The organism is Microbacterium sp. AZCO (genome assembly GCF_039614715.1).
Lineage (GTDB): Bacteria > Actinomycetota > Actinomycetes > Actinomycetales > Microbacteriaceae > Microbacterium.
Genome location: NZ_CP154857.1, coordinates 24,647 through 43,377, shown reverse-complemented (window position 1 = coordinate 43,377; position 18,731 = coordinate 24,647). Strand labels below are relative to the sequence as shown.

The 18,731-nt window shown below is 70.5% G+C and carries 15 protein-coding genes; 13 read left to right on the top strand and 2 right to left on the bottom strand.

All coding sequences use genetic code 11. The features are described 5' to 3' along the window. Positions 1–120 precede the first annotated feature (120 nt). The 13 genes from AAIB33_RS00245 to AAIB33_RS00185 all read left to right on the top strand — a co-directional run bounded on the left by AAIB33_RS00245 (position 121) and on the right by AAIB33_RS00185 (position 16,965). The gene (locus AAIB33_RS00245; protein ID WP_345801565.1) at positions 121–1,176 is read left to right on the top strand and encodes a glycosyltransferase; all 1,056 of its coding nucleotides are present in this window, start codon (positions 121–123) and stop codon (positions 1,174–1,176) included. Continuing rightward, a complete protein-coding gene (locus AAIB33_RS00240) occupies positions 1,173–2,807 on the top strand; it encodes a lipopolysaccharide biosynthesis protein (RefSeq protein ID WP_345801564.1) in 1,635 nt (544 codons plus the stop codon). The genes AAIB33_RS00245 and AAIB33_RS00240 overlap by 4 nt, the downstream gene beginning before the upstream one ends. Further along, positions 2,804–3,928, top strand: a complete 1,125-nt coding sequence (locus AAIB33_RS00235) for a glycosyltransferase (protein WP_345801563.1) — start codon at positions 2,804–2,806, stop codon at positions 3,926–3,928. The genes AAIB33_RS00240 and AAIB33_RS00235 overlap by 4 nt, the downstream gene beginning before the upstream one ends. Beyond that, on the top strand, positions 3,925–4,920 hold the full coding sequence (locus AAIB33_RS00230) for a glycosyltransferase family 2 protein (protein WP_345801562.1): 996 nt from the start codon (positions 3,925–3,927) through the stop codon (positions 4,918–4,920). The genes AAIB33_RS00235 and AAIB33_RS00230 overlap by 4 nt, the downstream gene beginning before the upstream one ends. Positions 4,921–5,049: 129 nt before the next feature. After that, a complete protein-coding gene (locus AAIB33_RS00225) occupies positions 5,050–6,126 on the top strand; it encodes an acyltransferase (protein ID WP_345801561.1) in 1,077 nt (358 codons plus the stop codon). Next, a complete protein-coding gene (locus AAIB33_RS00220; RefSeq protein WP_345801560.1) occupies positions 6,123–6,992 on the top strand; it encodes an alpha/beta hydrolase in 870 nt (289 codons plus the stop codon). Before AAIB33_RS00225 ends, AAIB33_RS00220 begins: the two co-directional genes overlap by 4 nt. 58 nt (positions 6,993–7,050) lie before the next feature. Beyond that, positions 7,051–8,052 (top strand): glycosyltransferase, encoded by a 1,002-nt coding sequence (locus AAIB33_RS00215; protein WP_345801559.1) that lies wholly within the window; start codon positions 7,051–7,053, stop codon positions 8,050–8,052. Continuing rightward, entirely contained in the window at positions 8,052–10,124 is a 2,073-nt protein-coding gene (locus AAIB33_RS00210; protein ID WP_345801558.1) for a glycosyltransferase, read from the top strand. The genes AAIB33_RS00215 and AAIB33_RS00210 overlap by 1 nt, the downstream gene beginning before the upstream one ends. Before the next feature lie 91 nt (positions 10,125–10,215). After that, positions 10,216–11,880: a hypothetical protein gene (locus tag AAIB33_RS00205; protein ID WP_345801557.1), complete on the top strand. Its 1,665-nt coding sequence runs from the start codon at positions 10,216–10,218 to the stop codon at positions 11,878–11,880. Further along, positions 11,877–13,133: a Wzz/FepE/Etk N-terminal domain-containing protein gene (locus AAIB33_RS00200; RefSeq protein WP_345801556.1), complete on the top strand. Its 1,257-nt coding sequence runs from the start codon at positions 11,877–11,879 to the stop codon at positions 13,131–13,133. The genes AAIB33_RS00205 and AAIB33_RS00200 overlap by 4 nt, the downstream gene beginning before the upstream one ends. Before the next feature lie 279 nt (positions 13,134–13,412). Continuing rightward, positions 13,413–14,303, top strand: coding sequence for a hypothetical protein (locus tag AAIB33_RS00195; RefSeq protein ID WP_345801555.1), 891 nt, complete (start codon positions 13,413–13,415; stop codon positions 14,301–14,303). Between the two features lie 176 nt (positions 14,304–14,479). After that, positions 14,480–15,790, top strand: coding sequence for a UDP-glucose/GDP-mannose dehydrogenase family protein (locus AAIB33_RS00190; protein WP_345801554.1), 1,311 nt, complete (start codon positions 14,480–14,482; stop codon positions 15,788–15,790). 17 nt (positions 15,791–15,807) lie between these two features. Beyond that, positions 15,808–16,965 (top strand): acyltransferase, encoded by a 1,158-nt coding sequence (locus AAIB33_RS00185; protein ID WP_345801553.1) that lies wholly within the window; start codon positions 15,808–15,810, stop codon positions 16,963–16,965. A gap of 9 nt (positions 16,966–16,974) precedes the next feature. Here AAIB33_RS00185 and AAIB33_RS00180 read toward each other — a convergent pair whose 3' ends face one another. Further along, positions 16,975–17,757, bottom strand: coding sequence for an endonuclease/exonuclease/phosphatase family protein (locus AAIB33_RS00180; protein WP_345803472.1), 783 nt, complete (start codon positions 17,755–17,757; stop codon positions 16,975–16,977). Between the two features lie 98 nt (positions 17,758–17,855). Beyond that, positions 17,856–18,704 (bottom strand): tRNA pseudouridine(38-40) synthase TruA, encoded by an 849-nt coding sequence (truA, locus tag AAIB33_RS00175; RefSeq protein WP_345801552.1) that lies wholly within the window; start codon positions 18,702–18,704, stop codon positions 17,856–17,858. Positions 18,705–18,731 lie beyond the last annotated feature (27 nt).

Genomic DNA, 18,731 nt, shown 5'->3' with positions numbered 1-18,731 from the left:
GTTAACAGTCGATGCCAACCCGGCGACATCCGCCGGCGGCATGAATCGCCCTCGCTAGAGTGGCGACCGGACAAGGTCGTCATCGTTCCGAAGCAGTTCCCCAAGATCTGAGAGCGCACCATGACGACAACCGCTGCTCGCGCCGCCGTCACGAAAGATCCGACCACCGCAGGTCCCGACGTCATCATCGTCCAGCAGACGCTGGTGCCGCCGGACGGCCACACGAAGTTCGTCGACCAGATGGTCGGCATGGACAACCCCGCCGTCGTGCACCGGTTCTTCTCGTGGAAGCGGGCCATCGTCTCGCGCTACGACGTGTTCCACGCGCACTGGCCCGAACTGACGATCCGGGGTGCGACGCCGCTGCGCCGCTTCATGCGCCGCCGCTACATGGATGCCTTCCTCCTGCGTGCGCGCCTGACCCGCACCCCGATCGTGCGCCACCTGCACAACGTCGAGCCACACGAGCCGGGGAGCGCCGCGGAGCGTCGTTCGCTGCGCCGCTTCGACAAGGCGACGGACGTCTACATCCGGCTCAACCCGACCACCGTGCCCCCGACCGACCGGCCGGTCGTGACGGCGCTGCACGGCCACTACCGCAAGGCCTATGCGGCGCACCCGCTGCCGGAACCGCAGCCGGGCCGGGTCGTCTACTTCGGCATCATCCGCCCCTACAAGGGCGTCGACCGGCTCGCGACAGTCTTCTCGGAGCTCGACGGCGACGACCTCTCGCTGCGGATCGTGGGATCGCCGAGCACGGGACAGCGCGAGATGGTCGAGGCCCACTGCGCCCGCGACCCGCGCATCACCGCGCTCCTCCGCTACGTCTCGGACGCCGAGCTCGTCGATGAGGTCGGCCGTGCCGAGCTCGTCGTGCTGCCCTACAACGAGATGCACAACTCCGGCGCGATCCTCGCGGCCATGTCGCTGTCGCGTCCGGTGCTCGCGCCGCGCACGCCCGCCAACACCGCACTCTCGGAGGAGGTCGGCCCGGGCTGGATCCTCGAGTACGACGGCGACCTCACGGCGGACGTGATCCGGGATGCCCTGCACACGGTCCGCACCGGTGAGCGGTCGGACGAGCCCGACCTCTCCGAACGGGACTGGGACCACGTCGGGCGGATCATCGAAGGCGCCTACCGCCAGGCGATCGCACGGGCGGCACGCCGGCGATGACGGGCGTGGGCGTCAACACGTCCCTGGGAGCATCGGCGTCGCGCGGAGCGGCGGTCACGGTCCTGGGGCAGGTCATCCGCATCGTGGTGCAGCTCGGCGGCATCATGATCCTCGCGCGTCTGCTGACGCCGTCGGACTACGGTCTCCTGGCGATGGTCACCGCGATCATCGGCGTCGGCGAGCTCGTGCGCGACTTCGGACTCAGCTCGGCCGCGATCCAGGCCCGCACCCTGACCCGCGGACAGAAGAACAACCTCTTCTGGATCAACGCATCGATCGGCCTGACCCTCATGGTCGCCACGATCGCCGCATCCTGGCTCATCGCGGCCTTCTACGGAGACGACCGGCTGCAGCCGATCGCCGCCGCCCTCTCGGTCACCTTCCTCCTCAACGGCCTGTCGACGCAGTTCCGCGCCGACCTCTCGCGCCACCTGAAGTTCGGCCGGCTGGTCGTCGTCGACACGGGCGCGCAGGTGCTGGGTCTCGCCGTCGGCCTCGGCATGGCGTTCAGCGGAATGGGCTACTGGTCGCTCGTCGGACAGCAGATCGGCCAGACCGTGGCCGCACTCGGCTTCCTCGTCTTCCTCACGGGCTGGTTCCCCGGGTGGATGGCCCGGCGCGAGCCGATGCGCGGCCTCCTCGGCTACGGCGTGAACATGTTCGGCACGCAGCTGCTCACGTACGCGAGCCGCAACGTCGACTCGATCGTCATCGGCGCGCGGTTCGGCGCGGCCGACCTCGGTCTCTACAACCGCGCCTTCCAGCTCATGATGCTGCCGCTCCTGCAGCTGAACGCGCCCTCGACCCGAGTCGCCCTGCCCGTGCTTTCCCGCCTCCAGGACGACAAGGCCCGGTACGCCGCCTTCATCACGTTCGGCCAGTCCGCACTGCTGTCGGTGATCGGCGCCGTCCTTGCGCTGCTCGGCGCGCAGGCCGAGTCGGTCATCCGGATCATGCTCGGACCGCAGTGGCTCGAGGCCGTGCCCGTCTTCCGCATCCTGCTGGTCGCCGGATTCTTCCAGGCTGCGGGCTACGCGACGTACTGGGTCTTCCTCTCCAAGGGGCTCATGCGGCAGAACCTGTACTACTCGCTCGTGACCCGCCCGTTCATGATCATCGCGATCCTGGTCGGGTCGATCTGGGGCATGTACGGCGTCGCCATCGCGTACTCGGCATCCATCGCGGTCATGTGGCCGCTGTCGCTCCTGTGGGTGCGCCGCTCCTCCGACGCCCCGGTCAAGGCGATGTTCTTCAACGGCGCGCGCGCGATCATCGTCTTCGGGCTCGGCTGCGTCGTCTCGGGCCTGTCGACGATCTGGATCGACCCCGAGCTCCCCTTCATCCGCGTCCTCGTCGGCGGCGTCGTGCTCCTCGCCTGGATCGGCCTCATGGCGCTCATCTGGCCGCGATTCCGCCGCGACATCGTCGACCTCGCCTCGGCCCGCAAGTACTTCCGCCGGCGTCGCAAGGCGGCGCAGACGGGGACGGACGACTCCGAGCCGGAGCTCGCCGAGCCGCTCGTCGACCCCGCACTCGTCGAAGGCGAGGAGCGGCTCGAACGCCCGCACGACCTGATTCCGGGTGACGAACCGCCCGTCGAATGGAACGACGAAGGGAAACGCCGATCATGACCGCACCCGAGACCACCGGGCGTCCGCTGTCCCTGCTGTTCGTCATCCCGTCGCTGCACGGCGGCGGCGCGGAGTTCGTCGCCCGCACGTGGATGGCCTGGCTCGTCGAACGCGGCCACACCGTGAGCGTCGTCACGACGTCCGGCAAGGACACCGGCACGTATCTCCCCAAGGGCGTGCACGCGTACTCGGTCGCGAAGGCGAAGGGCCACTTCGGCAAGGCGCGCGCCGTCAGCGACCTGTTCCGCGTCACGAAGGCCGACGTCGCCGTGAGCCTCCAGGCCCACGCCAACCTCATCCTCCTCACCGCGGGCCTGCTCGCCCGCGGCGGCGCCCCGAAGATCATCGTGAGCGAGCGCAACCTCGTCACGCTCGGGCTCGACGGTTCGAGCCGGTCGCACCGGGTGAAGATCTGGTTCGCCCGCAAGCTCTACCCCCGCGCGGACCACGTCATCGCCATCTCGCACCCGGTCGCGGGCGAGCTCGTCGCCGGCTTCGGGGTCAAGGGCGAGCGCATGACCGTCGTCGCCAACCCGGCGACGGCGAAGGTCGCCACACGGGAGCGCGTCTCGCGCGAGCCGGGCATCGGCGACGGCCTGCAGATCGTGCTCCCCTGCCGCCTCGTCACGCAGAAGCGCCCGACGCTCGCGATCGACACCGCCGCCGAGCTCGCGAGCCGCGGCATCTCCGCCGAGGTCATCTCGTTCGGCGGCGGCCCGCTGCTCGACTCCATGAACGCCGCCGCGGAGAAAACCGGCGTCACGTTCGTCGACAAGGGCTGGGTCGAGGACTGGTTCTCGCACTTCGCCCCCAACGCCGTCGTGCTGCTCCCGTCGAACCGCGAAGGGTTCGGCAACGTGCTCGTCGAGGCGGCCGCCGTCGGCGTGCCCTCCGTCGCGGTGTCGGGCGCGCTCGGCGTCGCCGACGCGATCGTCCCCGGCATCACGGGCGAGCTGGCCCTCACCGACGACCCGGCCGACCTCGCGGACGCCGTCGTGCGGGCGAGCGCACTGGAGCTCGGGAACATCGACTCCTGGCTCGACCGCTTCTCCGTCGACTCGAGCGGCCGCGACCTCGAGCGCGTGCTCGAGCTTGTCACGTCACGGGACGGCACGGCATGAGCTCCGCCGACGTCGCGGCATCCGTCAGCGTCGTCCTCCCCTGCTACAACGCCGCGGAGTTCGTCGAGTCCGCCGTCGAGCGGCTCCTCGAGCAGAGGGACGTCGCGCTCGAGATCGTGCTCGTCGACGACAAGTCGACCGACGACACAGCCGCGCTGATCTCCGCGCTCGCCGATCGCCACGAGTCCGTGCGCGCCATCCTGCTGCCCGAGAACGGCGGCGTGGCCGCCGCGCGCGAGGCGGCCGTCGCGGCCGCGACGGGCGACTACGTCTGGTTCGTCGACGCCGATGACGAGTGGCCCGACGACGCGGCCTCCGCCCTCCTGAAGGCGGCGAACGCCGTCGACGCCGACATCGTGTGCGCCGGGGCGACCGTCGTGTCCGAGGGCCAGCCCGAGCGGCCGGTCGGCGACCTCCCCGAGGGCGACCTCCTCACCGGCCCGCAGGCGCTGGACGCGCTCCTCGTCGGCGGCATCACGGGCCACCTGTGGAACAAGCTGTTCCGCCGCAGCCTCCTCGGCCGCATCGAGTTCACGCGCATCCGCCAACACTCCGACCAGGCGATGGTCGCGCAGGCGCTGGTCGAGGCATCCCGAGTCGCTCTGCTCCATCGCTCGGTGTACGTCTACAAGCTCCGCTCCGGCTCGATCATCCGCTCTGGCTCCCGCCGTGCGGACTCGCTGCGCGAGCTCGGCGAGGTCATCGCGCGCTGTGTCGCGCGGGTGGATGCCACGGCCCTGCGCCGCCCCGATTACCTCTATTACCGTGCGCGGTATCACACCCTCTCCCGCCTCAAGGACGCCACGTCCGGCGCGTACTCCGAATCGGAGCGCCGCAGCCTCGTGAAGCAGGTCCGGTCGGAGATGTCCTTCGCTCAGCTCGGCGCCATCGGCCGCCGGCGCGATGTGACGCGCTTCGGCATCTACACCCTCGGGTGGATGAGCCCTCGCACCTACAGCCTCGTGCTCGACAGGGCGGGAGGACGTCTATGACCATCATGACGCGCCGGGGGGCGCTGTTCGCATGATCGTCGCCACGACGTCACAGCCCGGAAACGCCTCCCGCTTAGCGTGGGTCGTACAGGGCGCGACATATCCCCGTGGGGGGGAGGGAGTATCGCGATGACCGACACGGTTCAGAGAAACTGGTCGCTGATCGACCGCAACACACGTCCGAAGGCATGGGTGGATGTCGCCAAGGGCGTCGCCATGTTCATGGTGGTCATCTTCCACACGAGCCTCTATTTCGGGCACGCCGACATCACCGGCTATCCGGGCCGCCTCAAGCTGTTCCTCGAGGCGTTCCCGATGCCGGCCTTCTTCGTCATCTCGGGGCTGTTCGCCCTCCGGGTGTCGACCTGGACCCTGCCGCAGCTGTGGAAGCGGCGGCTCCTGCCGCTGCTGTGGCTGTACGTCGTGTGGTCGCTCGTGCGGTTCGTGTTCTACACGATCGTCCCCGGCACCAACGGCGACCTCGGAGCGCTGCCCGCCACCGACTGGCGGAGCATCGCGCTCCTGTTCGTGTGGCCGAGCAACAGCTACTGGTTCCTCTACGCGATGTTCTGGTTCACGCTCGGCGTGTGGGCCCTCCGCCGTGTTCCGGTGTGGCTCAAGGTCGCCGGTGCGGCGCTCGTCTCGGCGGCCATCACGTCGGGCTTCGCGACGCTCAACAACCTGGGCTGGAATCGCACGGCGGCCCTCTTCCTCTTCTTCCTCATCGGCGCGCTCTTCTACGACCGCATCACGAAGGGCATCACGAAGGCCGGCCCCTGGACCCTCGTCGGGCTCGCGGTGCTGTACCTCGGCGCGTCCGCCGTCGTCGTGGCCGTTCCGCATGTGCGGGGAGTGCCGTTCGCCGTCACGATCATGCAGGTGCTCGCGATCGCCGTCGGGTTCGTCGCGTCGAAGTACATCGCCATGGTGCGCCCGCTCGCCGCGGTCTTCGGCACGATCGGCGAGTGGAGCCTGCACATCTACCTGCTGCACATCTTCATCATCGTCAGCATGGCGTCGCTGCTGGAGTGGATCCTGCCGCCCATCGGGGGAGCGCTCGGCGCCGGAATCGTGACGGTGTGCGCGGTCCTCACGACGTACATCGCCGTGCTCCTGTCCAAGCTCACGACCAAGGTCAAGTGGCTCTACGTTCCGCCGATGCGCCTCCGGCGCTCGCGCAAAGCCGTGGGAGACAGCGCCGCGTGATCCACCGCTCCACCCTCATCGCCTCCGCTGCGGCCGTCGTCGCGCTCGCCCTCGCGGGCTGCGCACCGACGGCACCCTCGGGCGCCCCCACCGGCGGCTCCACTCCGGAGCCGACGGCCACCACGACCGTCGTGTACCGCACGGTCGACGGCACCGACCTGCACGCCGAGATCTGCGAACCCGCCGCGGCCGACGCGCCCGCACCCGCCGTGATCCTGCTGCACGGCGGCGGATTCAGCGAGGGCTCGCGCGCGAGCATGCTGACGCTCTGCGAGGAGTCGGCCGCCCAGGGTATCGTCGGAGTCGCCATCGACTACCGGCTGCTCCCCGAGAACCACTACCCGGCACAGGTGGATGACGCCGCCGCCGCGGTCGCCTGGCTCAAGGAGCCCGACGTCGCCGCGCAATACGGTGTCGATCCCGCGCACATCGGGATGATCGGCAGCTCGGCGGGCGCGATCATCACGGCGACCCTCGCGACGCGCGCGGACTCCGGCATCACGGCCGCCGCCGCCCTCTCCCCGGTCTCCGACATGACGCCCAGCGGCCTGGAGCTCGGGACGCCGACCGCGGAGGCGGTCGCGACGATCCTCGCGTACCTCGGGTGCAAGGACGTGGCGGCCTGCCCCGTCGGGCAGGAGGCATCCCCCCTCTTCGCCGTCTCGCCCGCCACGGCGCCGCTCTTCCTGGCGGCCGGCACGCGAGAGCTCGTGCCGGTGGGACAGGTGGATGCGCTCCACCAGGCGCTCGTCGACGCAGGGGTGCCGACCGAGCTCGTCACTCCCGCGGGAGAGCGGCACGGACTGGCGCTTCTCACCGACGACGTCCGCACGAAGATGTTCGCGTTCCTGAAGGAACAGCTGTGATGGGGCAGCGGCAGAGCCGAGACCACGACCACTGACTGACCGACACCGGGAGGAAACGATGAGCAGCACACTGCCCCCGCTCGACGCCGACACACCCCGCAAGCTTCTCCTCGCCGCTTCGACGGGAGGACACATCGCCCAACTCGTGCGCCTCGCGCCGGGACTCGGCGCGACCGACGATTCGCTGTGGATCAGCTTCGACTCACCGCAGACGCGGTCGCTCCTGGCCGGGCGGCGCACGCTCATGGTGCCCTACATCCGGCCGCGCGACTGGAAGTCGACGGGCGAGGCGTTCCGGCTCATCCGCCGCGCGCTGGCGGAGGAGGGCTTCGAGGCGGCCGTCAGCACCGGCGCCGCGCTCGCACTCGCCGCGCTTCCCGCGGCGCGGATGAGCGGCATCCCGACCCTCTACATCGAGAGCGTGTCGCGCGTGCAGGGGCCGTCGCTCAGCGGACGCATCCTCTACGGCCTGCGCGGCACCGAGATGCGCTCGCAGCACCGCTCGTGGGCGCACGGCCGCTGGGGCGTGCACCCGAGCGTGCTCGAGACCTTCACGACGACGACCCGCGAGGTCGACCCGGCGCGTCCGCTCAAGATCTTCGTGACGCTCGGCACGATCGAGGGCTACCGCTTCGACTCCCTTGTCGACGCGGTGCTCGCATCGGGACTCGCGGGGCCCGAGACGACGTGGCAGCTCGGCTACACGACCCGCGACGACGCTCTGCCAGGCCGCGCGGTCGCCCAGATGGATGCCGCCGACTTCGACCGCACCGCTCGCGAGGCCGACGTCGTCATCACGCACTCGGGCGTCGGGACGATCCTCGGCCTCCTCGAGATGGGCATCTACCCCGTGGCCGTCGTGCGGCGCTCGGCGCGCAAGGAGCACGTCGACGACCACCAGGAGCAGATCGCAGCCCTCCTCCGCGAGACCGGCATCGGCTCGGCAGTCGAGGTCGAGGGCCTCACGGCCGATCTGCTCCGGGATGCCGCGACCCACGCGATCCTCACCGACAGCGACGGCGCGCCCGAGCTCGCCGGCCAGGGGAAGGGCCTTTCCTGATGGAGATCTACGTCCCCGGCATCGGCCAGTACGACAACATCGGCGACATCATCCTGCGCCGCCAGCTGCTCCGCTGGCTCGAGCCGCTCGGCCGGCTGCACGTCTTCGTGGGCAACGCCCGCGAGGGCTACGCGGAGTCCCTCGTCGGCCCCGAGCACGTCGTGTACCGCAGCTTCACGGCGTGGTACCGCTCGGCGCTCAAGGACGCCGTGCGCGGCGACGCCGCCTACGTCTTCAAGCCCGGCGAGATCCAGATCACGTTCGCGGGCCTCAAGGAGCACATCTCGACCCTCCCCCTCCTCGCGGCACTCAAGCTGCGCCGCAAACCCGTCCTGCGGGTCGGCGCGGGGGCGCGCGGGTTCGAGCGCATCCCGAAGCTGCTCATGCAGCCGTCGCTCGCGATGACCGACCTCATCGCGTGGCGCGACGCCCGCACGGCGGCGTTCCTCGGTCGCGGCGAGGTCATGCCGGACCTCGCGTTCGGCGAGGGCGAGGCGGAGCCGCGCGGCGACGGCGAGCGTCCGCTCCTCATCGTCTCGATGCGCAGCGACCGTCCGCTCCCGTCCGACGCCTGGTTCTCCGCGGTCCGGTCGTTCGCCGACGAGCGCGAGCTCGAGATCGTGTCGGTCGTGCAGGTGGAACGGGATGCCGAGCGCTCGAAGGTGCTCGCCGAGCGCCTCGGCGGCCGCTACCACGCGTGGTCGGGCGACGACCACGAGCGTCACGAGGCGGAGCTGCGCGATCTGTACCGCTGCACGAGCCTCGCCGTGAGCGACCGGCTGCACGTGCTCATCACGGCGGTCACCGAGGGCGCCGCGCCCGTGGCGCCGCTCGTCGACGACAGCGACAAGATCGATCGGCACTTCGCCGCCGCCGGCATCGAGGGCGTCTCGATCCCCACGCGTGGCCTGGGCGAGGGCGTCATTCGCGAAACGCTCGCCGAAGCGGCCGACGGCTGGCCGCGCGTCCAGGGCGCCCTCGCCGAGGCCCGGGTGCGTCTCGACTCCGTGCGGACGCGCGTCGCGGGCCTCCTCCGGCCCGACCTCGCGCCGACGCCCGTCACCGTCCAGCCCACCGTCTGGCACGTGGGCCGCAAGGGCGAGATCGCCGGCGGCATGACGCAGGTCGTCAACGCCTACCTCTCGTGGCCCTTCGGCACCGTGCGCCAGCGCCTGCTCGTGAGCCGCAACGGCTCGCAGGGCCCGGGGGCGTACGCGCTCTTCGGCTCGGCTCTCGCGCGCACCCCGTTCCTCGGCCGCCGCGATCGCACGGTCGTCGCGGTGCACCTGTCGCAGAAGGGCTCCTTCGTGCGGGAGGGCCTCATCCTCCGCACGGCGCGGAGCCTGGGCTACCCGACGGTCGCGCACCTCCACGGCAGCAGCTTCGTCGACTTCGCGCAGGAGTCCCCCGACCTCGTCCGCAAGACGCTCGGGTCGGCGGACGTCGTCGTCTCGCTCAGCGAGGAGACGAAGGATGCCGTCCTCGGCCTCCTCCCCTCCGCGCGCGTCGAGCTCGTCCCCAACGCCGTGCCCGAGGGGCGCGAGCGCGCCAAGGAGCGGCTGGTGGTCTTCGGCGGCGGCGTCACGCGGCGCAAGGGCGTCGACGTGCTCGTCGAGGCGTGGAAGCGCGCCGAGCCCGAGGACGGCTGGGAGCTGCACATCGCCGGCCCGGTCATCGAGTCCGACCTCGTGACGGATCTGCCCGACGGCGTGCGCAAGCAGGGCGCCCTCGAGCACGCGGAGCTCATGTCGCTCCTCGAGCGCTCGACGATCGCCGTGCTCCCCTCGCGCGACGAGGCGATGCCGATGTTCGTGCTCGAGGCGCTGGCGCGCCGCAACGCGGTCATCTCGACGCCGGTCGGCGGCATCCCGAGCGTTCTGGGCGACGGGGCGGGCGTGCTCGTCACCCCCGGCGATCCGGACGAGCTCGCGGCCGCCCTCCGGGCGCTGATGGACGACGCCGACGAGCTGTCGAACGTCTCGGCCGCCGGGTACGACCGGTTCTCGTCGGAGTTCTCGGCGAGCGCCGTCTACCCCAAGGTCGAGCAGCTGTGGCTGAGCACGCTGACCTGACCGATTGCTCGGTTGACCGGGCGTTCCCTGCCCGTAGTACCCCCGTAACACGCGCTCTATAGCATGGCGCTCACCGATCCTCGGAGGATAAGTGCTCCACTCTGAAGGCCTCTTCGCGACCGCCCCCCGCCCTCGGCGGGGCGGCGTCGGGCGAGCGGTCCGGAGCGCGCTCGGCTACACCGCGCTCCTCGTCGCCGTCGCGATCGCGGCCGTCGTCGGTGTACGGGCTCCGCTCGTGCTGATGCTCGTGGTCGGGGGGATCGGATACTTCGCGTTCGCGTGGGCGATGCCGAAGGCGGCGCTCGGCGTCACCCTCGTGGGCGCCCTGCTCGCGCCGCAGCTCGGCGCCGCCCTCGGAAGCGTCGGCGGTCTCGCCGACGAGGCGCTCATCTTCGGCACGTGCGCGGCCCTCGCCGCGAAGCGACTCGTCACGGAGAAGTCGCTCGTGTGGCTCCCGGGCACGGGGTGGTTCGCCCTGTTCCTCTTCACGGGAGCGCTGGGGGCCGTGCTCTACGGCACGCCCGCGAGCATCGCGCTCCAGGGCGCGACGCTGCTCGCGAAGTGCTTCGTCTTCGCGATCGCGGTCGCGCAGGTGCACTGGAGCGTCAAGGACCTGGGCAGCCTCGCGCGCGCGGGCTTCATCCTCGCGATCGTCCTCATCGTCACGGGCCTCGTGAACCTCGCGATCCCGCGGCCGTGGACGGCCCTCCTCGGCGGCTCCGCCGTGCAGTTCACCGCCGGCATCCCGGCGCTCATCGGGCCCTTCCGCCAGCCGGCCGCCTTCGGCCGCATGGCGGTCATCATGGCGGCATCCATCCTCGTCTACCAGTTCTTCGTGCGATCGAGCTGGTACGGGTACGTCGTCGCCTTCCTCCTCGCGGGGCTGTCGCTCGTGACCTTCCGCGTGAAGTCGCTCGTCGGCCTCCTCGTGGTCTCGACGGGACTCGTGCTGCGCGCGGGGCGGCCGCTCCTCCTCCTCGTGATCGCGGGTGTCATCCCTGCCGCCCTCGCCCTCATCGGGCCAGGCCTCTTCCTGTATGTCTTCGGCGACGTCGACCTCTACTACGGCGAAGGCGCCGTCTCGGCGCGCTCGCGCCTGACGGCCGGCGGCTTCGAGATCGCGGCGGGGCACTTCCCGCTCGGCGTCGGATTCGGCCGGTACGGCAGCGCCACGGCCGCCGACTACTACAGCCCGGAGTACATCCGCCTCGGATTCCAGTACATCTACGGAATCGGCAGCGGCCTGGGCATGGGGAAGTTCCTCAACGACACCCAGTGGCCCGCCCTCCTCGGCGAGACCGGATGGCTCGGCACCATCGCGTTCGCGATCGGCGCGATCCTGGCTGTGCGCGTCCTGTTCGTCAAGGTCGCCCCGAACGAGCCGAGCATCATCCGATGGATCCGGCTCAGCGGCATCTGCTGGTTCGTGCTCATCATGCTCGACTCGGTCGCCGCCCCGGCGTTCAGCTCGCCCCCGTCGTACCTCTTCCTCTTCGCAGCACCCGGCATCATCGCTTCGATCCGCTCCGACCTGCGCGCGGGATCGCTCCACTTCCCGCCGCCGGTGCCTGCTCCATCCCGCTCCACCCCCAGCGCCCGCGTCACGACGCCGACCGCGCTGAGCCCCGCCGACCGGTCGCTCCTCGATGCCGAGGAATCGATCGCACCGGCCGAGGAGCCCAACGCTCTCGTCGGCGCCACGACCCGTGGCGCAGGGCGAAGGAACCCGAGAACCAACCCAGGAGAGGCACCATGAACCTGATCGCACTCGGCCGCGTCTTCCGACGCTCTTGGTGGTGGGTCGTCCTGATCCTGCTCGTCGCCCTCGCCGCGGGCTGGATGGCGACCGCCGCCACCCCGAAGCAGTACGCCGCGGACACCCGCGTGATGTACTCGCTCGATGCCAGCGGCTCCATCCAGAGCCAGCTGCAGGCGGCGAGCCTCGCCGCCCAGCGCGCCGCGGTCGACGCGGAGCTCGTCCCGACCGACACGATCCTCGCCCCCGTGATCGCCGAGCTCGGCGACCCCGACCTGACGGTCGAGACGGTGGCCGCGGGCACGACCGCGGCGGCCACCTCCACCGTCCTGGTCGTGACGGTGACGCTCGACGACGCGGACGAGGCCGCGGCCGTCGCGAACGGCATCGTCAAGCAGCTCAACGTGCGGGCGGCCGCCGATCCGATCGTCCTCGACCCGGCGAACCCCCAGGCGCCGACCTACACCTACACGCTCACGACGCTCGTGCCGGCGGTTCCGCCGACCAGCCCCGCCAGCCCGAGTCTCGTCGTGAACCTGCTCATCGCGCTCGCCGTCGGCATCTTCGCCGCCGCCGTCTTCCTCGGCGTCCTGGTCAGCCGTGACCGCCGACTGTACGACCTCAAGCGGGTCCGCGAGATCACCGACGCCCCGATCGTCGGCACGGTGGCGTTCACGCGCGGCAAGAAGGGCGTGCCCGTGCAGCGCGACATCGCGGCACTCCGGGCCTCGCTCCTGTCGCGCGCGTCCGGTCGCGCGACGTGGCTGCTCACGTCGGCGGGGAACGGCATCGCTGCCAAGCGGGTCGGCGCACCGCTCGCGGCCTCGTTCGCCGTGACGGGCGAGGAGACGCTCCTCCTCTCGACCGAATCGGACGGAGCGGATGCCTCGCCGGGCCTCACCGACTACCTCGCGGGCGCCGCCAAGCCGGCCGAGATCGTCGAGACGGCATCGGTGGAGAACCTCGCCCTCGTGGGTGCCGGCACGCGCACCGAGACGTCCCACGATCTCTTCGCGAGCACGTCGACGCCCTCGCTCCTCGGCAGCCTCACCAACGGCACCGGCACCGTCATCATCACGGCGCCCGCGACCGACGAGTCCGCCGACGCCACGACGCTCGCGCGTCTCGGCGGTCGGACGCTCGTCGTCGTGACGGCCGGCAGGACGACCGACGAGGACCTCGCGCGCGCGCTCGAGTCTCTGTCCGAGGCGGGTGCCGACGTGGCGGGAGTGATCTGGACGACGAAGGCCTGACACGCTGGGCGCCCGCCCCGCCGGCACGACAGCCGGCGGAGCGGGCGCCGAATGTGGCGGTTCTGTAAATTCTGACGTCGCCCGGGTAAACATCCGTCGTCGTCTCCGGCCCTCTCCCCCGCGGAGCGGAATGCTGGAAACGAGGAAGCGGCGACCGATCCCCGCCGGCATCCCCCCGACGGGTCGCAAGGGTCGATGGCAGACCCGAGAGCAGTGAGCACTGCATGAAGTGGTGCAGATGGAGGAGCAGTGAGTTCGGAATCATCCCCTCGTCGCGGCGTGAGCCGCAGAGCTTTCATGACGGGCGGCGCAGCGGTGGCAGCGGGCGCTGCCGCCGGTGTTCTGGGCGGAGCCATCCCCGCCTCGGCGGCGGACTACACGAAGGTGCCCAAGCTGCCGTATGAGACGAGCCGCCTGAGCAACCAGGTCACGAAGGCGGGCACGCTCTACGAGAGCATCGACGTGTCGATCGCGGGCGATCCGGCACGCATCTTCGTGCCCCACTCGTCGCCGCCGAGCAAGTACAACTGGGTTCCGGTGATCTGGTTCTACCACGCCACCAACAGCTCGTACGAGGCGCTGAGCAGCGCGTTCTTCTACGGCGCGACGCCCGCTGTCGACGAAGGCGCGGTCTGCATCTGCCCCGACTACGCCGGTCCCACGGCGTTCGCCAACGCCGCCGCCATGAAGGCGCAGACGAACGCGATCGCCTACGTCAACTCGCTGTGGCGCGTCTACTACAGCTTCGCGCGGTCCAACTCGGGCGGCGGCGGGCTCATGTGCTGGGCGTTCGGCAACAACCTCCTGCCCCGGCAGCAGGGCATGTACCTCGCGAGCTCGGTCTACGACATGTGGGCCGCGTTCCAGGAGGGGCCGTCGCTCGTCGGGCCCGCGTACAACTACGACCCTGCTGCGGTGCAGGCGACGAACGCGGCCAACCTGCCGCAGTCGGCGTGGGCGGGCAGCCGCATCCGCGCGTCGTTCAACCCTGCCGACACCCGCGTGCCGCCGCAGGAGCACGCGATCGCGCTGCTGACCAAAGCCGCCCCGGTCGCCACCGAGACCTCGTACATCACGCACGACGGCGGCGGAACGGCGACGGGTCACTGGATCCCGAGCTGGGTCAACAACGACATGCTCAAGACCTTCAAGGCGTGGGCGGGCAGGTAGTCCACGAGTGTGTGACGGGGTCGGGCGTGCGGGCACGCCCGACCCCGGCGCAACCGGCCAAGCCGATTGGCGGTTGTGCACGAGCAAGTAACCCGCCTGTAACAGCGGGTTGGTAGGAAGAAACATCGAACACGGGCAACGAGGCTCGGCACCACTGGAGAACCTCAAGGAGCACCATGCGTCTGTCTGTGATCGGCTGCGGTTACCTCGGAGCGGTCCACGCCGCGGCGATGGCATCGATCGGCCACGAAGTGGTCGGAATCGACGTCGACCAGCGCAAGATCGATGCGCTTGCCGAGGGCAAGGCACCCTTCTTCGAGCCCGGACTCCCCGAGCTCCTGACGGAGGGGGTCGCGTCCGGCCGCCTCCGATTCACCACCGACCTGTCGGCTGCCGCCGACGCCACCGTGCACTTCATCGGGGTCGGCACGCCCCAGCAGAAGGACGGCTACGCGGCCGATCTCACCTACGTCAACGCGGCGGTCGACGGGCTCGTCCCGTACCTGAAGCCCGGCGACATCGTGGCCGGCAAGTCGACTGTGCCGGTGGGCACCGCGGCGACCCTCGCGGAACGAGTCACCCCCACCGGCGCCACGCTCGTCTGGAACCCGGAGTTCCTGCGCGAGGGCTGGGCCGTCCAGGACACCATCGCGCCTGATCGCCTGGTGGCCGGCGTCCCGGCCGGCGAAGAGGGCGAGCGCGCCGCCGACGTGCTGCGCGAGGTCTATCACACGGCGATCGCCACCGACACGCCCTTCATCATCACCGACTACGCGACGGCCGAGCTCGTGAAGGTGTCGGCCAACGCGTTCCTCGCCACCAAGATCTCGTTCATCAACGCCATGGCCGAGATCGCGGAGGTCACGGGCGCCGATGTGACTCAGCTCGCCGACGCGATCGGCCACGACGCCCGGATCGGCCGCCGCTTCCTCGGTGCCGGCATCGGCTTCGGGGGCGGATGCCTCCCCAAGGACATCCGCGCCTTCTCGGCCCGCGCCGAAGAGCTCGGCCGCGGAGAGTCCGTGTCGTTCCTCCGCGAGGTCGACGCGATCAACCTGCGTCGTCGTGACCGGGCCGTGCAGCTCGTCGTGTCGTCGCTCGAGGGCGGTGTCTACGGCAAGAAGATCACGGTGCTCGGCGCCGCCTTCAAGCCGCACTCGGACGACATCCGCGACTCGCCCGCCCTCGACGTCGCGGTGCGCCTTCGCGGGCTCGGCGCCGACGTGACCGTCACGGACCCCGAGGCGATCGAGAACTCGCGTCGCATCCACCCGCAGCTGACGTACGTGCACGACCGCGACGAGGCCCTCACCGGCGCCGACGCCGTCGTCGTCGTGACGGAATGGGATGAGTACCGCCGTGAGCTCGACCCCGCGTACGCGGCGACCCTGACGAAGGGCCGGATCGTGATCGACGGACGCAACTGCCTGGATGCGGGAGCGTGGCGTGCCGCGGGCTGGACGTACTACGGCATGGGGCGCCCCTAGCCGCAGGAGCATCCGAGATGCCGCACGCGGGAGCCGTCACAGCGGGAAAGTTCGAGATCCCGTCGCTCAACGGCTTGCGGGCCCTGGCGATCCTTCTGGTCGTCTGGGGGCACGCCGAGCTGCCCTACCGACTCATCCGGGAGTCCACGGGCGTCACGATCTTCTTCTTCCTCAGCGGATACCTGATCACGACGCTGCTGCGAAGGGAGTACGACCGGTTCGAGCGCGTCTCGATCCGTGACTTCTACCTCCGCCGTGTCTTCCGGATCTTCCCTCCCCTGTACATCGTGCTCGCGGTGGCCGTCGTCCTCTCGCTGACGCAGGTCATCGCGAACGCGATGACGGGGTGGGGGATCTTCGCCTCGTTCGGTTTCTGGGCGAACTACTACATCATCTACGCGGGGAGGGACGGCCTCCCCGGCGGGATGAACGCGCTGTGGTCGCTCGCGGTGGAGGAGCACTTCTACCTCGTCTTCCCGCTGCTCTACATCGCGCTCCGGCGCTGGGTCCGCACGAGGTGGGGGCAGGGTGCGATCCTCATCGCGCTGTGCCTCGCGATCATGGTGTGGCGCACCTACCTGTTCACTCAGGGGGCGAGCGTCGACCGCATCTACCTCGCGACCGACACACGTGCCGACGCCATCCTGTGGGGCTCCGTGCTCGCGATCGTCGCGAACCCCGCCTACGGCGAGGTGCGCACGCCACGCCGGCCGTGGCTGCTCACGCCCGTGCTGCTGGCGGGCGCCCTCGTGGTGTACCTCGTGAGCCGCACGGACAACTCCTTCGGGATGACCGTCGGGTACACGATCCAGAGCATCGCCCTCGCGGCCGTGTTCATCCCACTGATCCTCGCGCCGCGATCGGTCATCGGGAGAATCCTGAACCTCAGGGCCGTGGCCTGGGTCGGGATCATCTCGTACTCGATCTACCTCATCCACCGCCCCGCGCTCATCATCGCGCAGGAGTATCTGCCGATCCCGCAGCTGCAGGCGGCCGTCGTGGGCATCGCCGTCACGGTGCTGCTGTCGTGGGCGATGCTCGTCTTCGTCGAACGGCCCTTCGGACGCCTGCGCCGCAGGTCCAACCGCGCCGGGGAGACCGAGAACCAGGGCGGCGACGCCCCCGCGCGCTCGGAAGACCCGGACGACGGCGGAGCCGTGCCCGCGACCTCCTGACGAGACAGGTCAGGCGACGCCGAGCGCGTCGCCCGACAGCGCGCCGCCCTCGCTCGCCGCCTCGCCGCCCTCGCCCGACGCGCCGTCGGCCTCGCCCGACGCGCCGTCGGCCTGAGCGGCGAGGGGCGTCGGGGTGGCCGTCACGAGGATCGGCAGATGGTCGCTGAGACCCTGCGGGAGCGTCTTGACCCGGTCGATCGAGAAGCCCACCGAGGTCGCGAAGTCGTAGTGCCCCCGGAAGAAGCGGTACCGCGTGTACGTGCGCGAGTCGCTCAGCGTCAGCTCGTAGCCCTGCTCACGCACCTTCTGCCCCAGGTTCTCCTTGAACACGGGGTAGTTGTAGTCGCCCACCATGAGGATCGGCAGCCCCGCGCCGAGCTCGGAGAGCTCCGTCAGCGCGGTCTTGATCTGGTGGCGGCGCAGAGAGTTGAGCGCCGTGAGGGGCGCCGCGTGGAACGACGCCACGATGAGGGAGCGGTTCGCGTCGATGTCGTGCAGGCGGACGCCCAGCATCCGCTCCTCCGCCGGCTTCAGCACGCGGTCGTGCAGCGACTTCTTGAGAGCCATCGACCGCACCTCGAGCGCGCGGTACGTGTTCTCGCGGTAGTACACGGCGAGCCCGAGGCGGTTGCGCTGCGTCGAGTCGGCGAGACGGAGGTCGCCGATGGTCGACGGGATGTCGGTGGTGTCGGCTTCCTGCAGGCACAGGACGTCGGCGGCGTGCCGCTCGACGAGCTCCGCGAGCTCCCCAGCGGCGCGATGCTTGCGCAGGTTGTACGAGATGACCTTCATCATGCTGACTACAGGGTAGGACGAGAAGGTGGCGTTCGGGTGACTCTTGCGCGGCGGCATGGATGCGTCCTAGGGAACGCCCAGGGGCCCCGGCACCCTCACTCCCGGTCTCGTCGAGCCCTCGTCTGCTCGGCCCGCGCGGCGAGCAGCTCGTCGTCGGGATAGCCCACCGCTGTCAGGGTCAGTCCCCGCGCCGCGAGCACCTTCACCTCGGGCACGCGGTCGCCGGCGTCCCGGATGGCCGCGACGTCGTCGACGTCGAGACGACCCTCCCCCACGGCGACGCATGCCCCGACGAGTGCGCGCACCATCGAGTGGCAGAACGCGTCGGCCCGGACGTTCGCGACGAGCACGCCGTCGCCCGCCCGATGCCAGTCGAATTCCAGGAGCGTCCGGATCGTCGTGGCCTCCTCGCGCGGCTTGCAGTAGGCGGCGAAGTCATGGAGCCCGATGAGGCTCCGGGCCGCGGCATCCATCGCCTCGACATCGAGGTCCGCGCGAACGGCCGTCGTGCGATGCCGCTCCATCGGGTCGTAGCCGGCGACACGGTCGGCGATGCGGTACTCGTATCGGCGCCACACGGCCGAGAAGCGCGCGTCGAATCCGTCGGGCGCGAGCGCGGTGCGGTGCACGGTCACGTCGGAGTAGCCGCCCAGCACCCCGCGGAGCCGGGGCGCGAGACGATCGGCGGGATCCGCCTGCGCGTCCCCGCGCGTGGGCCGCGCCGTGAGGCGGTCCACCTGCGCGTCGTCGAGATCGAGATGCGCCACCTGTCCCGTCGCGTGCACTCCGGCGTCGGTGCGGCCGGCGACCACGAGACGCGGCGCGCCGGCGAGCACGCGGGCGAGGGCGTCCTCGAGGGTGCCCTGCACGGACCGGAGGCCGGGCTGTAGCGCCCACCCGCGGAAGTTCGTGCCGTCGTAGGCGATGTCGAGCCGGATGCGCACCGATTCAGCCTATTGCGCTTCGTTCCG